The organism is Bacillus sp. F9_6S_D1_P_5 (assembly GCF_054823925.1).
This window is the reverse complement of the sequence record NZ_JBTREW010000001.1, coordinates 202,014-220,435: the sequence shown is the minus strand read 5'-3', so window position 1 is coordinate 220,435 and position 18,422 is coordinate 202,014. Positions and strand designations below refer to the sequence as shown.

Annotated in this window: 11 protein-coding genes; 4 read left to right on the top strand and 7 right to left on the bottom strand. The window is 31.3% G+C overall.

Going from position 1 to position 18,422, the window contains the following annotated elements; genetic code table 11:
* Positions 1 to 104: 104 nt before the first annotated feature.
* Positions 105 to 608, top strand: coding sequence for a GNAT family N-acetyltransferase (locus tag ACUXEY_RS01000; protein WP_429603110.1), 504 nt, complete (start codon positions 105 to 107; stop codon positions 606 to 608).
* A 597-nt stretch (positions 609 to 1,205) separates the two neighbouring features.
* On the opposite strand, the gene ACUXEY_RS00995 is transcribed toward ACUXEY_RS01000, so the two are convergent.
* Positions 1,206 to 3,926, bottom strand: a complete 2,721-nt coding sequence (locus ACUXEY_RS00995; protein ID WP_461299851.1) for a putative bifunctional diguanylate cyclase/phosphodiesterase — start codon at positions 3,924 to 3,926, stop codon at positions 1,206 to 1,208.
* Between the two features lie 992 nt (positions 3,927 to 4,918).
* Here ACUXEY_RS00995 and ACUXEY_RS00990 point away from each other — a divergent pair.
* Positions 4,919 to 6,397: an Lsa family ABC-F type ribosomal protection protein gene (locus ACUXEY_RS00990; RefSeq protein WP_166703200.1), complete on the top strand. Its 1,479-nt coding sequence runs from the start codon at positions 4,919 to 4,921 to the stop codon at positions 6,395 to 6,397.
* 142 nt (positions 6,398 to 6,539) lie between these two features.
* Here the strand turns inward: ACUXEY_RS00990 and hlyIIR are convergent, their stop codons facing one another.
* The 4 genes from hlyIIR to ACUXEY_RS00970 form a co-directional block, all read right to left on the bottom strand.
* On the bottom strand, positions 6,540 to 7,145 hold the full coding sequence (gene hlyIIR / locus ACUXEY_RS00985; protein WP_087984037.1) for a hemolysin II regulator HlyIIR: 606 nt from the start codon (positions 7,143 to 7,145) through the stop codon (positions 6,540 to 6,542).
* Between the two features lie 460 nt (positions 7,146 to 7,605).
* Entirely contained in the window at positions 7,606 to 8,844 is a 1,239-nt protein-coding gene (gene hlyII, locus ACUXEY_RS00980; RefSeq protein ID WP_461300039.1) for a hemolysin II HlyII, read from the bottom strand.
* Between the two features lie 305 nt (positions 8,845 to 9,149).
* Positions 9,150 to 10,382, bottom strand: coding sequence for an N-acetylmuramoyl-L-alanine amidase (locus tag ACUXEY_RS00975; RefSeq protein ID WP_429603112.1), 1,233 nt, complete (start codon positions 10,380 to 10,382; stop codon positions 9,150 to 9,152).
* 442 nt (positions 10,383 to 10,824) lie between these two features.
* Entirely contained in the window at positions 10,825 to 11,118 is a 294-nt protein-coding gene (locus ACUXEY_RS00970) for an ArsR/SmtB family transcription factor (RefSeq protein ID WP_017560598.1), read from the bottom strand.
* A gap of 720 nt (positions 11,119 to 11,838) precedes the next feature.
* On the opposite strand from ACUXEY_RS00970, the gene ACUXEY_RS00965 reads away from it, so the two are divergent.
* Positions 11,839 to 12,192, top strand: coding sequence for a hypothetical protein (locus ACUXEY_RS00965; RefSeq protein WP_017560597.1), 354 nt, complete (start codon positions 11,839 to 11,841; stop codon positions 12,190 to 12,192).
* Positions 12,193 to 12,566: 374 nt separating this feature from the next.
* Here ACUXEY_RS00965 and ACUXEY_RS00960 read toward each other — a convergent pair whose 3' ends face one another.
* Positions 12,567 to 13,007, bottom strand: a complete 441-nt coding sequence (locus ACUXEY_RS00960) for a hypothetical protein (RefSeq protein WP_461299850.1) — start codon at positions 13,005 to 13,007, stop codon at positions 12,567 to 12,569.
* A gap of 633 nt (positions 13,008 to 13,640) precedes the next feature.
* On the opposite strand from ACUXEY_RS00960, the gene ACUXEY_RS00955 reads away from it, so the two are divergent.
* Positions 13,641 to 14,894 carry a sensor histidine kinase gene (locus ACUXEY_RS00955; RefSeq protein ID WP_166703197.1) on the top strand — a complete coding sequence of 418 codons (1,254 nt, stop codon included), beginning with the start codon at positions 13,641 to 13,643 and terminating at the stop codon, positions 14,892 to 14,894.
* 421 nt (positions 14,895 to 15,315) lie between these two features.
* Here ACUXEY_RS00955 and colA read toward each other — a convergent pair whose 3' ends face one another.
* Positions 15,316 to 18,231: a collagenase ColA gene (gene colA, locus ACUXEY_RS00950; protein ID WP_461299849.1), complete on the bottom strand. Its 2,916-nt coding sequence runs from the start codon at positions 18,229 to 18,231 to the stop codon at positions 15,316 to 15,318.
* Positions 18,232 to 18,422: the final 191 nt, after the last annotated feature.

The following is an 18,422-nucleotide window of genomic DNA, read 5'->3' as shown; positions in this document are numbered from 1 at the left end:
AAACGAACTTTATGTGAACAAGCAGGACTCTATTAAAATATGTTGCGATTTCGTATTACGCAATTCATACTAATTATTATAAATGTTAAAGGTGGTGCATTGGATTGATAGTTCTTGAAACTGAACGACTCGTTCTTCGCTGGTTTCATATAAAAGACGCTCCATTTATTATAGAATTAGTAAACGATCCTGCATGGATTCAATTTATTGGTGATAAAAGGATAAAAAATTTAGAAGATGCAAAAAAATACATCTTAAACGGCCCTGTTGATATGTATAACAAAATGGGATTTGGTCTTTACTTAGTTGAACGAAAAGAAGATTTCACTCCACTTGGTATGTGCGGACTTATTAAAAGAGATTCATTAGAAGATGTCGATATCGGTTTTGCCTTTTTAGAGAAATTCCGCTCAAAGGGGTATGGATTTGAATCAGCTTCTGCTGTAATGGAATACGGTGTACAAAAGCTTGGACTGAAACGAATAGTAGCAATTACTACTATTGATAACATCAATTCAGGAAAGCTTTTAGAAAAAGTAGGATTTCAGTTCGAAGAAATAATTTCAGAATCCGGAGAAAATTTAAAGTTATTTGGGTATAACATATAATAAATTGTCAGAGTTCACTTTTAATCTAATCAAAAAATATTTCTTACATATACATTCCTAAAAGTTATTATGATTAAAATACTCATCTGTTTTTTAACATTATAACCACACTAATTTAAATCACAATTCTGATTTTCAGTACTGTATTTATTCTTAAAAACACTCTATTTTGTTCTTAAAGTTGTCAAAACTCTTATGTAGCTACATGAAAAGTTTATGCTAATATGTTAATAAGAAACTATGCGTTCCCTTAACCCTGTATCCGGCCCTGTATTTTTTACAGGGCCTTTGTTTATTTAACTTACTTATCACGTGCTTATATACACATTAAAAGTCATTTCAAATGTAATAAAAAATAAATAATAAAATAACTTTAGACAGTATGACCTGCACCTGTAATACGATTCCTTCAAATTTCTTGACGAGAAGACAAGTCATGAAAAAGGAATCACTTAAGAACAAGATAACAGCTTGAGTAATGATACATCTTAATGCAAAATATTTTGGAAACCTAACTGCTAGTTAACTCAAAAAGAAGTTCTACTTAATATAGGTAGAACTTCTTTTCCCTTTACTTCACAAGTACATAGTTCTCACTTATTCCCTGCTTAAAAACTTGAGAAACTCATCTTCATTTACAGGTTTACTGTAATAATAGCCTTGAATTAAATAGCATGCATTTTGTTGTAACACTGTTAATTGTTTCTTCGTTTCTACTCCTTCCGCAATCACTTTCATATTTAAAGTATGAGCTAGCGAAATAATAGTTTGTATAATTTCATCTCCATCATTCGAAGTTCCAATCCTATTCACAAATTCTCTTGGAATTTTCAAAGTATCAATTGGATATAAAGGTAGATATGCTAATGAAGAATATCCTGTACCAAAATCATCAATTGATAAATGTACACCATATGATTTTAATGCTTTTAACTTCAATAAAGTTTCTTTTTCATCTACCATGGCAATTCGCTCTGTTAATTCCAAATCAATCAAATTAGCTGGTACTCTTATTTCTTCTATGGTAGATACAATCGTTTGAACAAAATCTTTCTGTTCAAACTCTATAGCTGATAAATTTATCCCCATTTTTAGATTTGTATAACCTGCAGAATGCCATTCTTTCAGTTGTGAACACGCTTGCTGTAGCGTCCATTTCCCAATTGTAATAATCTGTGATGTTTCTTCCGCGATAGGTATAAACTCAAAAGGTGAAATTAGCCCCAGCTCTGGATGTTGCCAACGTATTAATGCCTCTGCACCAATAACCTTTCCTGCCTTACTATCAACCTGTGGTTGGTACAATAAAAACAACTCATTATTTTCAATTGCATTCGGTAAATCTTGCTCTAATTGTAATCGTCTTGTTATTTTTAGAGATAATGTCTCGTCGTATATACAAACAGCATTGCTACCTTCTTCCTTTGCGCTATACATAGCAATATCAGCGTGTTGTAAAAGTGTTGTGGCATTTGTTCCTCCAAATGGATACAATGCTATTCCTATACTAAGGGATAAGTAAGAGTTCTGTTGATTTATTACAAATGGTTCTTCAGTTATACGAAATAGTATTTCGCACAAATCCAATAGCTGTTGCTCTGTTTTGTTATGGACAATGATTGCAAACTCATCTCCCCCTATTCTTGCTAAAGGAATAGTTGGTGGCAGACATGTCCTAAAACGGTTGGCAACTTCTTTTAAAACCTTGTCACCAATTGCATGACCCAGTGTATCATTAATGTTCTTAAAGCGGTTTAAATCTATATACAGGAGTCCAAACTTATCCTGTGTTTTTTGTACACGCTCAATAGATCTGTCTAATTCTTGTTGGAAGAATATTCGATTCCCAATTCCCGTCACCGTATCATGAAATGCTAGATAGTTTATCTCATCCTGTTGTTGCTTCATCCTCGTTATGTCTTTTACCATTATATAACTCCCAAAAGTTTGTCCTTCTATCATGATAGGAACAATCGTAACGTACCAAAAATGTATATCCTTCTCATTATGATTTTTCACACGTAACTGTAACGAAGACGAACTACATCGTTTCCCCATCTTTAGAGCTGCTTCCAATTCAGGTTTATCCTCATCTAAAAAAATAGAAAAGCACTCTTTTCCTATTAATGCAGCACTGTCCTTCCCTAATAATATACTTCCAGACTGGTTTATATTTAAAACGGTACTATTTGAATCAATTGTTAATATAGGGTCTGGATGATACTCATATAAGGACTTAAACCTCTCTTGATTTTTCACCAAATCATTAGATTTTTTTATTAAATCTGCTGTTCTTTTAGATACTTTTTGCTCTAATTGATTATTAAACACTTTTAATGTTTCGGTTAAATCTTTGTTTTGCATTCGTACAATTGTATGACGAATCAGTACAAATACAAAGGCAATACAATTTCCCGTAATCAGTGTAGAGGAAGAAGTTTGCTCTTTGAAAGTAAAACCAATTAAAATTGCAACTGCAAGATAAGGAAATATGACAAGAAGTTTCTTTCCAAATGTCGGATTAATAATAAAGTAATCTCTTCTAGAAGATGTACTCCTTGGAATAGTAGCAGCAATGGCAATAAATAATAGAAAAACTCTATACAAACACCTTAATAATATAAGTGAACGATGTGATAAATCATCTTGTAAATAGAAATATAAATAGTCCGTAATAGACAAGCCAGTTAATACTAAGATAAAAATAAATAATTTACTTTTCGCATTAAAAATTGCTGGTCGAAAAATAAGGCTAACTCCTAGTAATAGAAGCAATAGATCTATAATTGGGAAAATAAATGAAAGAAAAACATCTCCAATAGATAAGAATAAGATATTTGCAGAAGGTTTATTAAATAGGTACCACTCTAAGGTAAAAATGGCAGTAACAACAATACATAAATCACAAATCAAATATGCTTTTTCCCATTTATTACATTCCATCATGATTTTATAAAAGAAAGCAAAGAGAAAGAAGAATAAGAAAAACAATAAAAATACATCAGAGATATTAAAATTTTGTATTGGTAATTCTATATTAAGTACTTGAAAAGCGGATATAAAATTTCCTATCAAAAAACACCCTATTGCAATAGTAATACAAACCCAAAAGACTCCTAGTTTAATTTTTCTTGATACCATAGAGTAAAGTAATGAGATAAATACAGTAGTTTCAACAACTAAGGATGATAGTCGTATATTAAAATCTGATACAAAATAATGATTCGGAAAAACAAATAAAAATATAAAACAAAAGCTTAAATAAGCTAGTAGAGCTAATATCAATACATAAAATTGCACATGTGAATGTTTACGCAACGGACTCACCTTCTTAATTTTTTCTAGATTTTTATTACTGCACTGCTCGTATTCATTAAAATGAGCTTACTTATTATTCCATGTTATGACCTTTTTATAGGATTTCTTTCTACATACCACAGCCTGATTTGCTTTCTGCAGATATTTCCTCTTTTTTAACTAAGCATTCCAAAAGAATACGATGGAAAATGTTATTTTTTTAGTATTTGCTCATCGTAAATTTGAATAATACAACTTAACTGTTCTTTGAATATGAGATAGAATCTAAACTTCCATAGCAACATAGTTATTCGCTTATTGTCACACTTAGAAAGAAGGGGAATATACTATCATTAATTTAGAAATTCGAATTAAATGACCGAACTCACTGTAACTATTATAGTTACAGTTAGGGGTGCTGTCAATTTCAAATACTTCCCCTTTTAATGGACAAAAGACGTGACATTTTGAACAAAAATAAGATGTTTATAAGAAAGATGTAATGTTATATCGACCTAACCAAAGAAATATAAATGATCTAGCATTAAGTGAAGATGATATTGCATCTCCCCAAAAAGAATGTTACTCTAAAAATAGAATGATGAAAGGAATGATGGATGAATAATGATTAACTAATTTATATTTTAAGTTGAATTTTATAACTTCAAACTACAAAATATAGGGTTAGTCTATCCATTTTTATAATTCATTTCATACTTTATTTGTCCTGATTCAAATGATTAATAAGTACTTACTTGAGCGACAGACTAATCCTTCCGGTTAAAAATCGGGGGATTTTTTTATTCCCTTTTATGTAAGTTGAAATTTATTAATCGCTAAATTTACCTAACAAATAAAGGAGCGAAAAAAATGGCTAATTCAGATACTATTGTTACACATGTAATGCTCTATATAAGTCGTTAATATCCATCAAACTTATATAGAGAAATTAAAAAATGGATGGATGTTCCGACTTTATATGAAACGTTTCGATATATAAAGGAGGAATTATTATGTCAATGATAAAAGTTCAAGACTTAACTTTTTCATACCCAGGTAGCTTTGATAATATTTTTGAAGGTGTAAACTTTCAAATAGATACGGATTGGAAACTAGGATTTATCGGTAGAAACGGACGAGGTAAAACGACATTCTTTAATTTATTATTAGGAAATTACGAGTATAGTGGAAAAATCCTTGCTTCTGTAGAATTCAATTACTTCCCCTACCCTGTTGCAGATAAGAACAAATTCACTCATGAAATCCTTGAAGAAATTTGTCCCCAAGCAGAAGATTGGGAATTTCTACGTGAAATATCCTATTTAAATGTTGATGCCGAGGTCATGTACAGACCGTTTAAAACTTTATCAAATGGAGAACAAACAAAGGTGTTGCTTGCTGCACTGTTTTTAAATGAGGGCCAATTCCTATTAATTGACGAACCAACAAACCACCTAGACACGGATGCACGAAAAATAGTCTCTGATTATCTAAGGAAGAAAAAAGGGTTTATTTTAATTTCACATGACAGAATCTTTTTAGATGGATGCGTTGACCATATCTTATCTATAAATAGAGCAAATATTGAAGTTCAAAGCGGGAACTATTCTTCTTGGAAATTAAATTTTGATAGACAGCAAGAGCACGAAGAGGCTACAAATGATCGTCTACAAAAAGACATAGGAAGATTAAAACAGTCTTCCAAGCGTTCAGCAAATTGGTCTCATGATGTAGAAGCTTCAAAAAATGGAACAAGGAATTCAGGTTCTAAGTTGGATAAGGGATTTGTAGGACATAAAGCAGCCAAGATGATGAAAAGGGCAAAAAACCTAGAATCAAGGCAACAAAAAGCTATTGAAGAAAAGTCAAAATTACTAAAAAATGTGGAGAAAACTGAGTCATTAAAATTAGAAGCATTGAAGTTCAAGTCAAATGAATTAGTTACTTTGGCTGACGTGTCTGTTACGTACGATGACCAAGTCGTGAATGAGCCAATTAACTTCGTAGTTGAACAAGGTGACCGAATTGTGCTTGATGGCAAGAATGGGAGCGGGAAAAGCAGTATCCTAAAACTAATTCTAGGGTATCCGATACAGCATACAGGTTTAGTTACATTAGGTACAGGACTCACCATTTCCTATGTTCAACAAGATACTTCTCATTTGAAAGGATCGCTATCAAATTTTATTGAAGAAAACAAGATTGATGAGACATTATTTAAATCCATCCTACGAAAGATGGATTTTGACCGAATTCAATTTGAAAAAGATATATTTCATTATTCTGGGGGACAAAAGAAAAAACTGCTTATCGCTAAAAGTTTATGTGAAAAAGCCCATATGTATATATGGGATGAACCATTAAACTTTATAGATATTTATTCACGTATGCAAATTGAAGAGCTAATTCAACAATTTAATCCCACAATGATTATTGTTGAGCATGATAAGGCATTTCAACAAACCGTTGCAACGAAAACTATATCTATGTAACTCCACTCGAATTATTAATAAATTAAGCCATTAGTCTATAAAGTATTTGAATGAAGTGTCCAAAAAAGCCTAATTTCTCTACAATCCTTTGAGAAATTAGGCTTTTTAACAGGAAAATTAGGATTCATAAACAATGACTAATTTACATATTAGGCTTATCTGTTAAAGCAGAAATAATTCTGCTCACCAAATCTTCTGGCATCCATTCGTAATTTGTATCATTCGATTCATTTGGTCCTAAAGAATCAATGAACTTTTTAAACTTTGGAAATAAAACAATAGAAGTGATCCAATGTATCGTATGATTTATAGAGAAGAAATGAAATACTCCTTGTTTCTCCCCCTCCTGCAATATTTCTTTTAACTGTTCAAAACTACCTACAAAATACGGTTTAATCTTTTCTAATCTTGCACTTTCCTTAATAATCTCCTCATATGCCAATGTGCCAATTTCAGGATTTTCTTTTATATGTGTAATAAAGACTGTTAAATATTCTTTTAGAGCATTAATAGGATTAAATTGATTCTTCTCAAGAAAATTAGGTAACTCATTAGCAAGACCATATTTCTTAAACACCTCATAATATAGGTTTTCTTTCCCATTAAAATAGTAAGAAGCCATAGCAACATTCACTTTCGCTTCTTTTGCAATTTCTTGTATGCTCGTACCTTCATAACCACGCTCTCCAAATTTTTTCTTAGCAGCCTTCAAAATATTTTCCATCGTCTGCTCTCGAGATTTCCCCATTTCACACACCTCAAATAATATATATTTCACTTCAAAAATCCACTAAGGACTTTGAATAGAGTATCTTTTTAATGAAGTTTAATTATATATTTAAAGTAATAACTTAACAACCGATGAAGACTTGATTACTTTAAACTATTCTCCACACAACATACTCCTCAAAAAGAAACATCTCCTGAACATCGCCTACCCTATGTCATCATACAAAGAATTCATTTAAAAATGAAATAAAAATAAACACCCTACTTAAAACAATATCTCCCTGCGTGGTATGAATAGCTTTCAAATACCTCACGCTCTTTTCTAATTGCGTATAAGAATAAAAAATAATAAGGGCCAGAGTTTATCTATCTTTACAGATAAACTCTGGCCCTTTCATTACGTTATACAGATTTAACATAAACCTTTATACTCATATCTTGATGAAATAATTATCTATCAATTGCAATTCATTTACTGATTAGACTTGTTTAATCTCAATATAGGGTCCTTTAATGTTTAATTTGTTAATGTCATTCGAAATATTACCTACAGTTGTTTTTTCATTAAACGTATAGATCTTTTCACCATTCACAAAGATACCCCAATTTTTATCCTCGTAACTAATACCATAACCAGCATTGCTAGATGTCGCTTTGAGCTGATGTCCATTCATTGAAAAAGATAATTTTCCTTTGCCTTTGTTGAGTTGGTTATTCACACTGTTGATACTACTCATTTGTTCTTCAAGAGCTTTTTGGTTATCAAGAGTAACTTGATGGTTTTTCCAGTCTAACTTATAGTTGTTTGTAAAGAACTCATTATATGTATCTTTATTATTTGTTCCCCACCATTTCGAACTTACCCATTCGATATTGTACTGATCTGATATTCTACGATTTGTTATTTTTAAATCAGATGTAGATTCTGTTTTATCTGCAGTAATAACTGCTACTACATTAGGAGAAAAACCATATCCTGTTAAAGCTGGTACTGTATCTTTTGAAACAAAATTATTCGTTCCTTCATTATAACTACGTGATTTCATAAATAGTTGATTACCGTAGAAAGTATTAAATGAATCACGATTATAAATTCCCCACTCCGGGTAATTAAATGATTGGAATCCTACTTTCCAATTTAATTTTTTATCTGTGTGAGTCTCTAATACCGTTTTATAGTCTACTTGATCATAAGATACACTTTCTTTCCAAGCAAAGCTACCTGTAATACTTGCATCAGCATTTGGGCCTTTATCATTTACCCCAACTTTAACACTTCCGCCAAGTGTATACCCTACTTCAGAAGTAACCTTTGCTGAAGTCATTGTATTAACTGGGGCAGCTTTATGGAATTGAGTGCTATCACCACTTGTTATTTCTACTTCAGTATGATAAGCCGATGGCCACTTTAAACCTGCGTTATAGTATCCGCCATTGATTGTATATTTAGCATCTATATTACTACCATCAGTAGTAACAATTGCAATCTTTTTATCTGCGTAAGGATCCTCAATAAAAGAAACCTTTATTGAATTTTTAATATTCTGCTTCATGTCATAAGTAGTTTTAAAACTATTATAGACTTTTCCACCATTTTGAAGATTTTCTACAGTTCCTTTAGAATCTGCAAATACAGATGTTGCTTGTAAACCAAGTGATCCAGACATAATAACGGACGCTACCGCAACACTTTTAGCTATTCCATTTGTTTTTTTCATACAGACAGCCACTCCTTCTTAAACATTTAAAAGATATAAACGTATTATTTTTATCTCTCCATACTAGAGATAGATTCATAACGTTACAATGTAGAAATTTATTAATCTTTATGACAATAACTATCAACACTTATTTTGCTAATTTTCATCTCTTTTTTTACTGATAACTATTATCAATATTATTAAAACACAGAATAACGATTTAAACAATAATTTTAAATACACATTTAAAATTATTGTTTAAAAAATCACAAAAAAATTATAGAATTCTTCATTTCAAGAATTACTATATTTTCATTTGCTTATTACAATCTATATTCAGATACATTATTCCCTTTCCATTCATAATAATCTAAAATACCCTCATAAATGGCTTCTGCTGCAATCTGCCTTCCGTTTTCTGTAGATAACTTACTGTAATCGATACCATTATCTATAAAAGCAAGTTCCGTTAACACAGCTGGCATGTCATTTTCTCTTATAACATGAAGATCTCCATGTTTAACACCTCTATCACGTGTTTGAAGTGCGTCTACTAATCGTTCTTGAATTTTTTCAGCTAAAACACGACTTTCTTCCACATGAGGATTTGTTTTTTCAGATTTAGAAGATTTATAGTAGTATGTTTCTGTCCCTTTTGCATTACCGTTAAAAGCATTTGCATGAATGCTTATAAAGATATCACCCTGATTTTGTTTAGCAAACTTAACACGTTCCTGTAAAGAGCTTTTTTGATCATGTCCAGGTCTAGTATCAGATTCACGAGTTAGTAAAACTGTAAAGGGAGTATGTTTTTCAAGCAATTGTTGTAGACGTAAAGAAGTGTCTAGTACAATCTTACTTTCAGGTAATCCCTTTGTGTTTTTTCCAGGATCTTCGCCGCCATGTCCGGGATCAATAATTATTGCTTTATTTTCTAAAGGATTACTTTGACTATATTGAAGCATATCTGTTTTTGCGGTTAGTTGTGCAGCTTCAGCGCGTGTTATGAATCTATTTGGTTGCCAACCATTATCTGTACCAACTGAAATTTTTAAATCAATTAAGGTATTTGCGAACTTTTCACCCCAATGTCCCTTTAAATCTTCAAATTTACTTTGCCCATTGTTATTGCTTTCATTTTGTAGTTTATATGCATTCACTAGCATAGTAGCCATAGCAGCACGAGTAACTTTTCCAGAAGGATTGAAAATTCCATTTCCTTCACCTTTAATTATTCCTGCCTTTTCAGCTGCGGCAATATAAGGAGTTCCCCAGTGGTTTTGTGAATCTTTAAAAGATGGTTTTGCATTTAAATCAATGTGTATACCAAGAGCCTTTGTCATAATGGTTGCTGCAGAAGCTCTATCTAATGTGTCATTTGAACCAAAAGTTCCATCTGGATAACCACTCAATACTTGCTTATCAACTAAATAAGTAACGGATTTGTCAGCCCATGCAGGAACATCTGGGAATTTGTGAGTATCTGCAAAAATACTAGAAGAATAAGATAGTAGACTTCCAGCGAGAATTCCTGTAGCAATTAATTTGTTCTTCAAAATTTAGCACCTCTAAAAATTTATTACAAGTTAGTAAATATATCATTTATAGTTAATCTTTAAATGATAGTCCTTTGAATACAAAAATAGATTAAGTTGGCACTAACACTATATTACAAATGAATAAATTTAAATCGAACTATTATTCCGAAAAGAATCTTCAGACATACACTTATAGATTGAAGCTAATAAATATATTTACCAACATTGTGTAACTAGTATAGTTACTTATATATACGAGTGTCAATTGAAATAACCTTACAGTTTTGTAAGGTAACAAACTTAATAATATATTAAGTAATTATTAAACAATGTAAACAATTATCTCTTATTTTAAGCAAAGATTGATTCAAAGCACATTCCTTCTAAATTAGCATTGGTGCCTCCTTCAAGTCCTAATGCACATCTTAAAAAGAGCATTTTTGAAAAGTGCTCTTTTTAGCTACAAACCTAGAATTCCTACAATCTGGCGAGCCTTAACATTATCTATATAATAATGCATCTCTAACCCTCGTCTTTCTGCACGGAGCACGGTTCCCCTTAATTTTGATAGATGCTGTGAAACAGTAGATTGCGGGAGTCCTAATATTTCTGTCAACTGTGTAACATTACACAGTTTATGGTGCATTAATTCATTTACAATTTTCAATCGAACGGGATGTGCCATTACTTTTAATACATCTACATCTTCCTCTCGGATGTTAGCTAGATCTCTATTAGATATTAATATTGTCATTTCGCATTCCCCTTTATTATTAATTTCTATTTTCCAATTATCCTTATAAGTAGTACTTATAGATATTTACCATTTGTCCTGTTGAGAAAATATATTCTCGTTCTTAAACAAAAAAAGATATCAATAATCCTATAAACAGTTTTTACTGTTCCAATGAATTGATGCCCTCTAATTTTTAACCAAACTATATTTTGTTTTAAAAGGATTATTTTATAGTCTATTATATGACTTTGAATGAGACTTAGTATTCTTTGTTACTTAAAAAGTAATACTTTTCTCCCTTGTTTAAGTACAAATTAAAATCTTGATTCCTCTTACACATATTGTAAAATCCAAAAGAAATGTTTCTTCATTTTATCTTATACAGACAGCATATATTATGTATTTCTCAACACCAATAAACGTAGCTAAATCCCCTATAATGGTATCTCTAGCTGGTAACTGTCATACCTTTTTAAAAGATCACTGTCTTTAATAACAGATCCTTTTAACTTTCCACAATTAAAATATCCTTTTTATTTCATTTTCTGTTTAACCTCAATGATATGTAAACCTCTTTTAATCTATTAATCTCCTACTAAACTTCTCCATGTAGAGATAAAGGAGACTTCTCGTTCAAATAATAAATTATGCAACATTGCATTTGATAATCGTTTTAGTTGTAACTATAATGATTACAGGATTACTATTAATCCAAATATTCCACATGGAGGTTTTATTATGTTTAAAAAAATCATTGTATCTTCTATGGCGCTTACTATGTTTGGTGGAGCAACAACTATGTTAGAAACACCTATTGCTCAAGCAGCTTCTTATAACTCAACATCATCTTCTTACTTTGATGTCACTCCTGAAGAAGCGTCTGCTTTTTATCAATCTCAGGACTATAAAACATTAAAAGCCTTTATGGATGATTTTGAAGCTAGAAACCCTTATGTTCCTGGCGGAGGCTACGCTCAAGGTAGTGTTCGTATGCAAAAATTCAATGACGCTCTTAGAGATGCTAAATTAACAAATGTATACCAAGAATTTATTAGAATTTCGTACTACAATCATTATCCAGAACCAAAATAATCTAAACAAATAAAATGCTTATTACTTTAACTTAGCCTAATTTTAAATGTATAGCCTAAAACTAGAAAAACCACTTATATAAGTGGTTTTTCTAGTTTTCCATGTAACTTAACTGAATGTTAAGTTACCTTTACTTTAAGATTTGTCACAACCGACATCCTCTTTTTTACACAAACTAGTAAATTAGCAATAAAAATATCAACATGTATTTATAAATAGTTGAAAACAATTCTCTTCTGTTTTCTAGCAAAAAACGAGCATCCTCTCAAATTAGATAAGGTGCTCGTTTTCATTTTGATCGGTAATTCTTAATTCAATTTAGTTTCTTTCCAATAAGGAAAGATTAAATCAACTTAAAACAAAGCGTTTTAAATTTAATTCATAGATCTTACTGAAACTTGGAATTGCCCCTTAGAACCATCATCATTTGAAACGTAAATTTTATATGTTCCGCTCGGTAATGGAGATAAAGCATTCTGTACATTTGTAACATTAATTTGTTGTTCACCAGGTTTTATATAACCACCAACAATTAGCTCCATATTTGGACCTTTCACACTATATCCCATTGTATTTTGACCATTATTTTTCATAAAGAAGCTTAAATTTTCACTCCCATTATACACAAAAGAAGTTACAGTCTCTCCACTATAATCCATTGTTTGAGTTAATAATAAGTCTGCAGGAACATGTTCAACTATATGAACGGTATCATTTGTTTTGTGTATTTCTTCAGCATAAGTATTATTTCCTAACACACCAAGTGTTAATGCTGAAATTACTCCACAACTAAGCACTAGTTTATTTAACTTCATTTTAAGCTCCCCCTTGATGTTTGTAATCTATTACCATCATACATTCTTTTTCAAGTACGTTTTTATGTAATAATTCATATCTTTAAACCTATATATTTTAACTTTATACCTTAATAGTTACTGAAAAGCTCACATTGATAAAGCTACAGTATTATGATTCATAAAAAAACATGTAAATTTCAAAATTTATTTAACGAGAATTCATACAATTAAGTACCAACGCACTCAAATAAATAGCGTTTCCATTTTAGATAAAATATACTAATGAAAAATTTCGAAATTTCCACTTTATAATTTGGTATATTCCATGTTAATATAACGAAGGCTACAAATAGAATCCACAAAATATATTTTTTCATAAAATATTCATACTTAAAATCCTATTATTTTATTAGTAACTCAATCCCAGCTTTACTTATACAAAAGTCAATTCCTAGTTTCATATGTATAAATATCTAAGTAGATTTTTTTATCTATTATTTTTCCTAACTTCCTTATCCATTCTAATAAAAGTAATATTATAGTACTTTTTCAAGTGCTCTTCCTTTTTTAGATAGAAAGTCTATTAATAACTAAACATCTAAGTTTAACTCATACATAATCCAATATACAAACTATCGGAGATGCAAACCTATGGGAATATCTACTCTTTTATTAAATACCTTTATAATAATAATTTGTATCCTTAGCTACCACGTATTTTGGCTAGAATTTAAAGAAAAAATAACATGTAATAATATATTGATTTCTATCCTTTCCTCCATTGCTATTATTTTTTGCATGACTTTTCCTTTTCAGTTACATGCTGGATTTATTTATGATTTACGTTTTATTCCTATCATATTAGTTTTTCTATATGGAAATACAAAAAATATTATTTTTATAGGAATTTTATATCTTTCTTATCGATTTTACTTAGGCGGAAATGGCGTTCTTCCATCATTTATTATCTTTACTATTATTTCTGTTATAGCAATGCTCTTCCATTACTTATTACCTCTATATGTTAAAGAAAAAAAGATATTATTGAGCTTGCTTCTTATTTTAGTATGTACAACTTCACTTTCTATCTGCGGTATTGTAACTCAAATACATACAGGCAGTAAAATAGACTCTACTCTCATAGAATTTTTATTAAATTATATAATCATTAATATTTTCACAGGATTATTATCAGTATATTTAATAGAGGGAATGATTGAGAAATATAAAATGAAAGAAAAGCTGCAACGGGCTGAAAAATTTTATATAGCTAGCGAACTAGCGGCGTCCATTGCACACGAAATTCACAATCCACTAACTACAGTACATGGATTCACTCAATTGTTAAATGAAAAACATGCCTCTAAGCTACCTCAGGATCAGTACTTAGAAATCATGTTAATTGAAATGCAGCAAATACAATCTACTATTAATAACTATTTATCTTTAACAAAACCACAGAACATCCTAAAGGAGAAAATAGATATTAATCATATTTTAAATCAAGTGAAAGACACTATTTCACCACTAGCTCTATCATACAAAGTTGAAATAAAACAAAATAGTACAGATTCCTTTTATATAAATGGAGACCCCGAAAAATTCAGACTCTGTCTAAACAACATCATACAAAACGGAATTGAGGCCATGATAAATGGTGGAGTATTACAAATAAATATACAGAAAATAAAAGGGAATATTATAATCGATATTATTGATTCAGGGATTGGAATGTCTTCTCAGCAAATAAAGCGGATTGCTTTGCCATTCTATTCAACAACAGAAAAAGGGACTGGGCTTGGTACCATGATCGCTTATAGTGTTATTAAAGAGTTAAATGGTGATATAGAGATAGAGAGTGAATTAGGTAAGGGGACACGCTTTTCTATTAGTATCCCATGCTGATATGACGGAATTATTTGAATGATAAATTCTTTCTACTTAACTTATTAAATAAATTTCAAAAATGCCACTACTTGATTCATTAATTATCTTCATTTCTTAAATAAATTAAAAGTAATAAGGACCAGAGTATATCCGTTTTTACCGATAAACTCTAGTCCTTATTACTTTGCTCACTTCTCTATGAAATCATAATTCATCAACTATTGTATCTCATTTACTAATTAGGTCTACTTAACTTCAAGATAAAATCTCGTGATACTTGATTTCTTAATATCATTAGATACATTACTTACAGTTATTTTTTCAGTTAAAGTATAATTTTTTTGATATTCATAACGATAATCAAGTATTTATCTTTATAACTGATATCATTACCTGCATTACTAAATATAAGCTAAAATTGATTTCCAGTCATAAATTTCTATTTCACTTCTACCGTATAATTCCCTGTTCCCCCGCCATACTGATACACATGTAAATAATATTTTCCTGGATACGTGTAGTAACTTCCTACTAACTTATTCCCTTCTTGCTGTGCATACGTAACATAATTATTTAAATCTGCTTCTGAATAAAGAACCCAGTTTACTCCGATATTATTTTCCTTCGTTACATTAATTTGAAGATTTTTCGCCGTTTCCACATTTATTTCAAAGAAGTCACTCGTATCACCATTTCCTAAACTTGCGCGTAAAACTTGATTTAATTGTAGTTTATTTGCTGTTTGGAATGAATTATTCGGCTCTTTTTCTACGCTGTTATCTTCTTTCTTTTGAACCGTTACATTCGTTGTAACAGTATTCGTTAATCCTTTATCATCTGTTACTGTTAATTTCGCTGTATACGTTCCTTCTTTTGTATACACGTGAGTCGGATTTTGTTCATTACTTACAGTACCGTCACCAAACTCCCATTTATAAGAAACAATTTTCCCATCTTCATCTTTTGATCCATCGCTTTTAAACGAAATTGCTTCATTTACATTTCCGCTATATGGACCGTTTATAACCGCAACTGGCGCTTTAATCACAGCACCTTCTTCTGTATTAATACCATGGAATACTACATCATATTCAAATTGTCCTGATGCATTCACACGGTAATTCACAAAGTAAGCTGTTACTGTTTTATATCCTGTCCATTCTTTCGCACTTAAACGTTTTAACGTATCATTCACGTTTTGTGTAATTGTTTTCCAGTCTTCATATTCCCCTTTTGCATTCGTACCTGTATACGTTCCTTGCAGTGTAAATGTATTAAAGAACTGTGATTTATTTTTCTTAACTGATACATTACTTAATTTTGCTTCTGCTGTAATTTCTGCCGCAATATCTGAAACTGGTTTCGGTGCGTGCGTTGCTAAATAATCATTTGATACTAACGGAACATTATATTTCTCACGGTTATCGACTAACATTTGCATATAATCTTGATACTCTTTATTTAAATTCGCATCTTTACTTAATGCAGAGCGGTATGCGTCATATGCTGTTACATCATTTTTCCTAATAAGATCATGAATTTTGTCAAACATATCATATCTCTTAGTGTACATGTACGATTGTAAAGCGAAGGAATAATTATAGAAATCCCACGTTCCATACTTTGCGTTTAACGTTCTCTCTGCCGTATAACGCTCTGCTGGATTTGAAGATATTCCTCCTATAATGCTCTTTCTCGGTACAACATTATCTGTTCTCGTTGCACCAGCAAAAAACTCCGCATTCCCTTCTTCAAACCAAGATAATCTCTCATTCTCATACATCTTACCTTGTCCCCACAGTCCTGGCACTTCATATCTACCTTGTAAGTAATGTGTGAACTCATGTCGGAACAATTCTTCTAAACTATAAATACTTTCTTCTGGCGTACGTTCATAAGTAAAGAACGTACCTGTTCCTTCTATATAAAGACCGCCGTTATTCGTTTCATACCCGTACAACTGACGGTTAAATTGATATTCAGCTGGACTATTATAAATAACCATCGTTAATACATCGTCAGGATTTCCTTTTTCTAAAGGCTGATCACTTTCAACCGTACGATGGAATTGTGCCTTCACTTCTTTTGCCGCCCAATATAGACGTTTTACTTTTTCTTCGGTCACCTTATCTCCAGCTTTTAAAACAATTGCCCCATCATCAAACGTATACGTTTTCGGCAAATACTTTTTCTTTCCATCTTCTCGTATTTGATCTAAATTCACAACATTTCCATTTGCATCTTTCCCGCCATAGTTCGTCGCAATTTGCTCAGCAGCTACGAAATATTGCTCTCCTAAATACGGATACATTTTCATTGCGTCCGTTACAACTTGCAATCCTTTCGTTCCTGTACTATGGAATGTACCAAGTCTACCTGTATAATAAATACCATTATTAATTAACCAGCCATTCTTCGCTGTTACCGTTCCAATTAATGCAAAACGACTTAATTCATTGACATAGCTATCAATTTTTTGGTACCACATTGTATCTTTCGGAGCTTTTCTCGTATCGTACAAATACGATTGAATATCGTAGTCAACACCTTGCATAATATCGTAAATCGCATTTCCAGCTGAAAGATTGTCTACCCATGTAGAAAAATTATCGTTATATTGTTTAAAGATCTTTGCAGCTGATGTTATCGTTTCCACATCACTCGAAGCATTTCCTATTAATTTTCCGTATGATGAGACAACTCTATTTTGTTCTAATGTACCGAGTTTGAAATTCGGGTTATTCGCAATCGTTTTTAATGCAGGTAAGCATTTATCATGATAGCTCCGCTCATTTAGTTTACTTAATTCTGCATGATAAAATCCTAAATAAAATCCTGAGCGTAATACCTCTACTAAAGTCTCAATCCCTTTTGAATCATCTTTCGTATAAGCTTGTCCTTGCTGCTTCAATTTATCAATAATTGCCTGCATTCTACTTTCATTTTGATAGAATGCAAGACTATCCTTATTAAACTGAAATAGCCCAGTAATTTGCTCCCAATCAATTGTTACGAGTAAATCTACTAACTGCTGATTGCTCAATTGATTTAATTCAGCAATTGTGTAAGTTTTCGCTACAGCTAATTGCTTACTTTCTTTTTTTACTTCAGGCGGTCTTTGAGACAAATCAGCAAATTGTAACCTTTTCTCAAAAGACTTATTTTCAAGCACTTTTGATGAATGAGCTAATTCTTGCACTGGTAATTGCACACCAACTGGCTCCATTTTGAGAACGTTCTGATAAGAAACTTGCTCTCCCTTTGTACTTTCCGCCAATGTGCTGCCTTGAAAACTCCCTAACATTAAACTAGCAAAACTTACCCCTACTAACACTTTTTTTGAATAGCCTTTCATGCTCTCCCCTACCTTACATTTTTTAGTGTACCGCACCATTATTTTACTATTCTTACTTTTTATTCTGTATTGAGAAAAAATAAGGTAACGTTCACATATGTATCCATGCCGTGCAAAATTAACACTTGACTTTATGTGCATTTTATATCAAAAAAGATAGATAATAGCGAATTTCCTGCTACATCTATCCT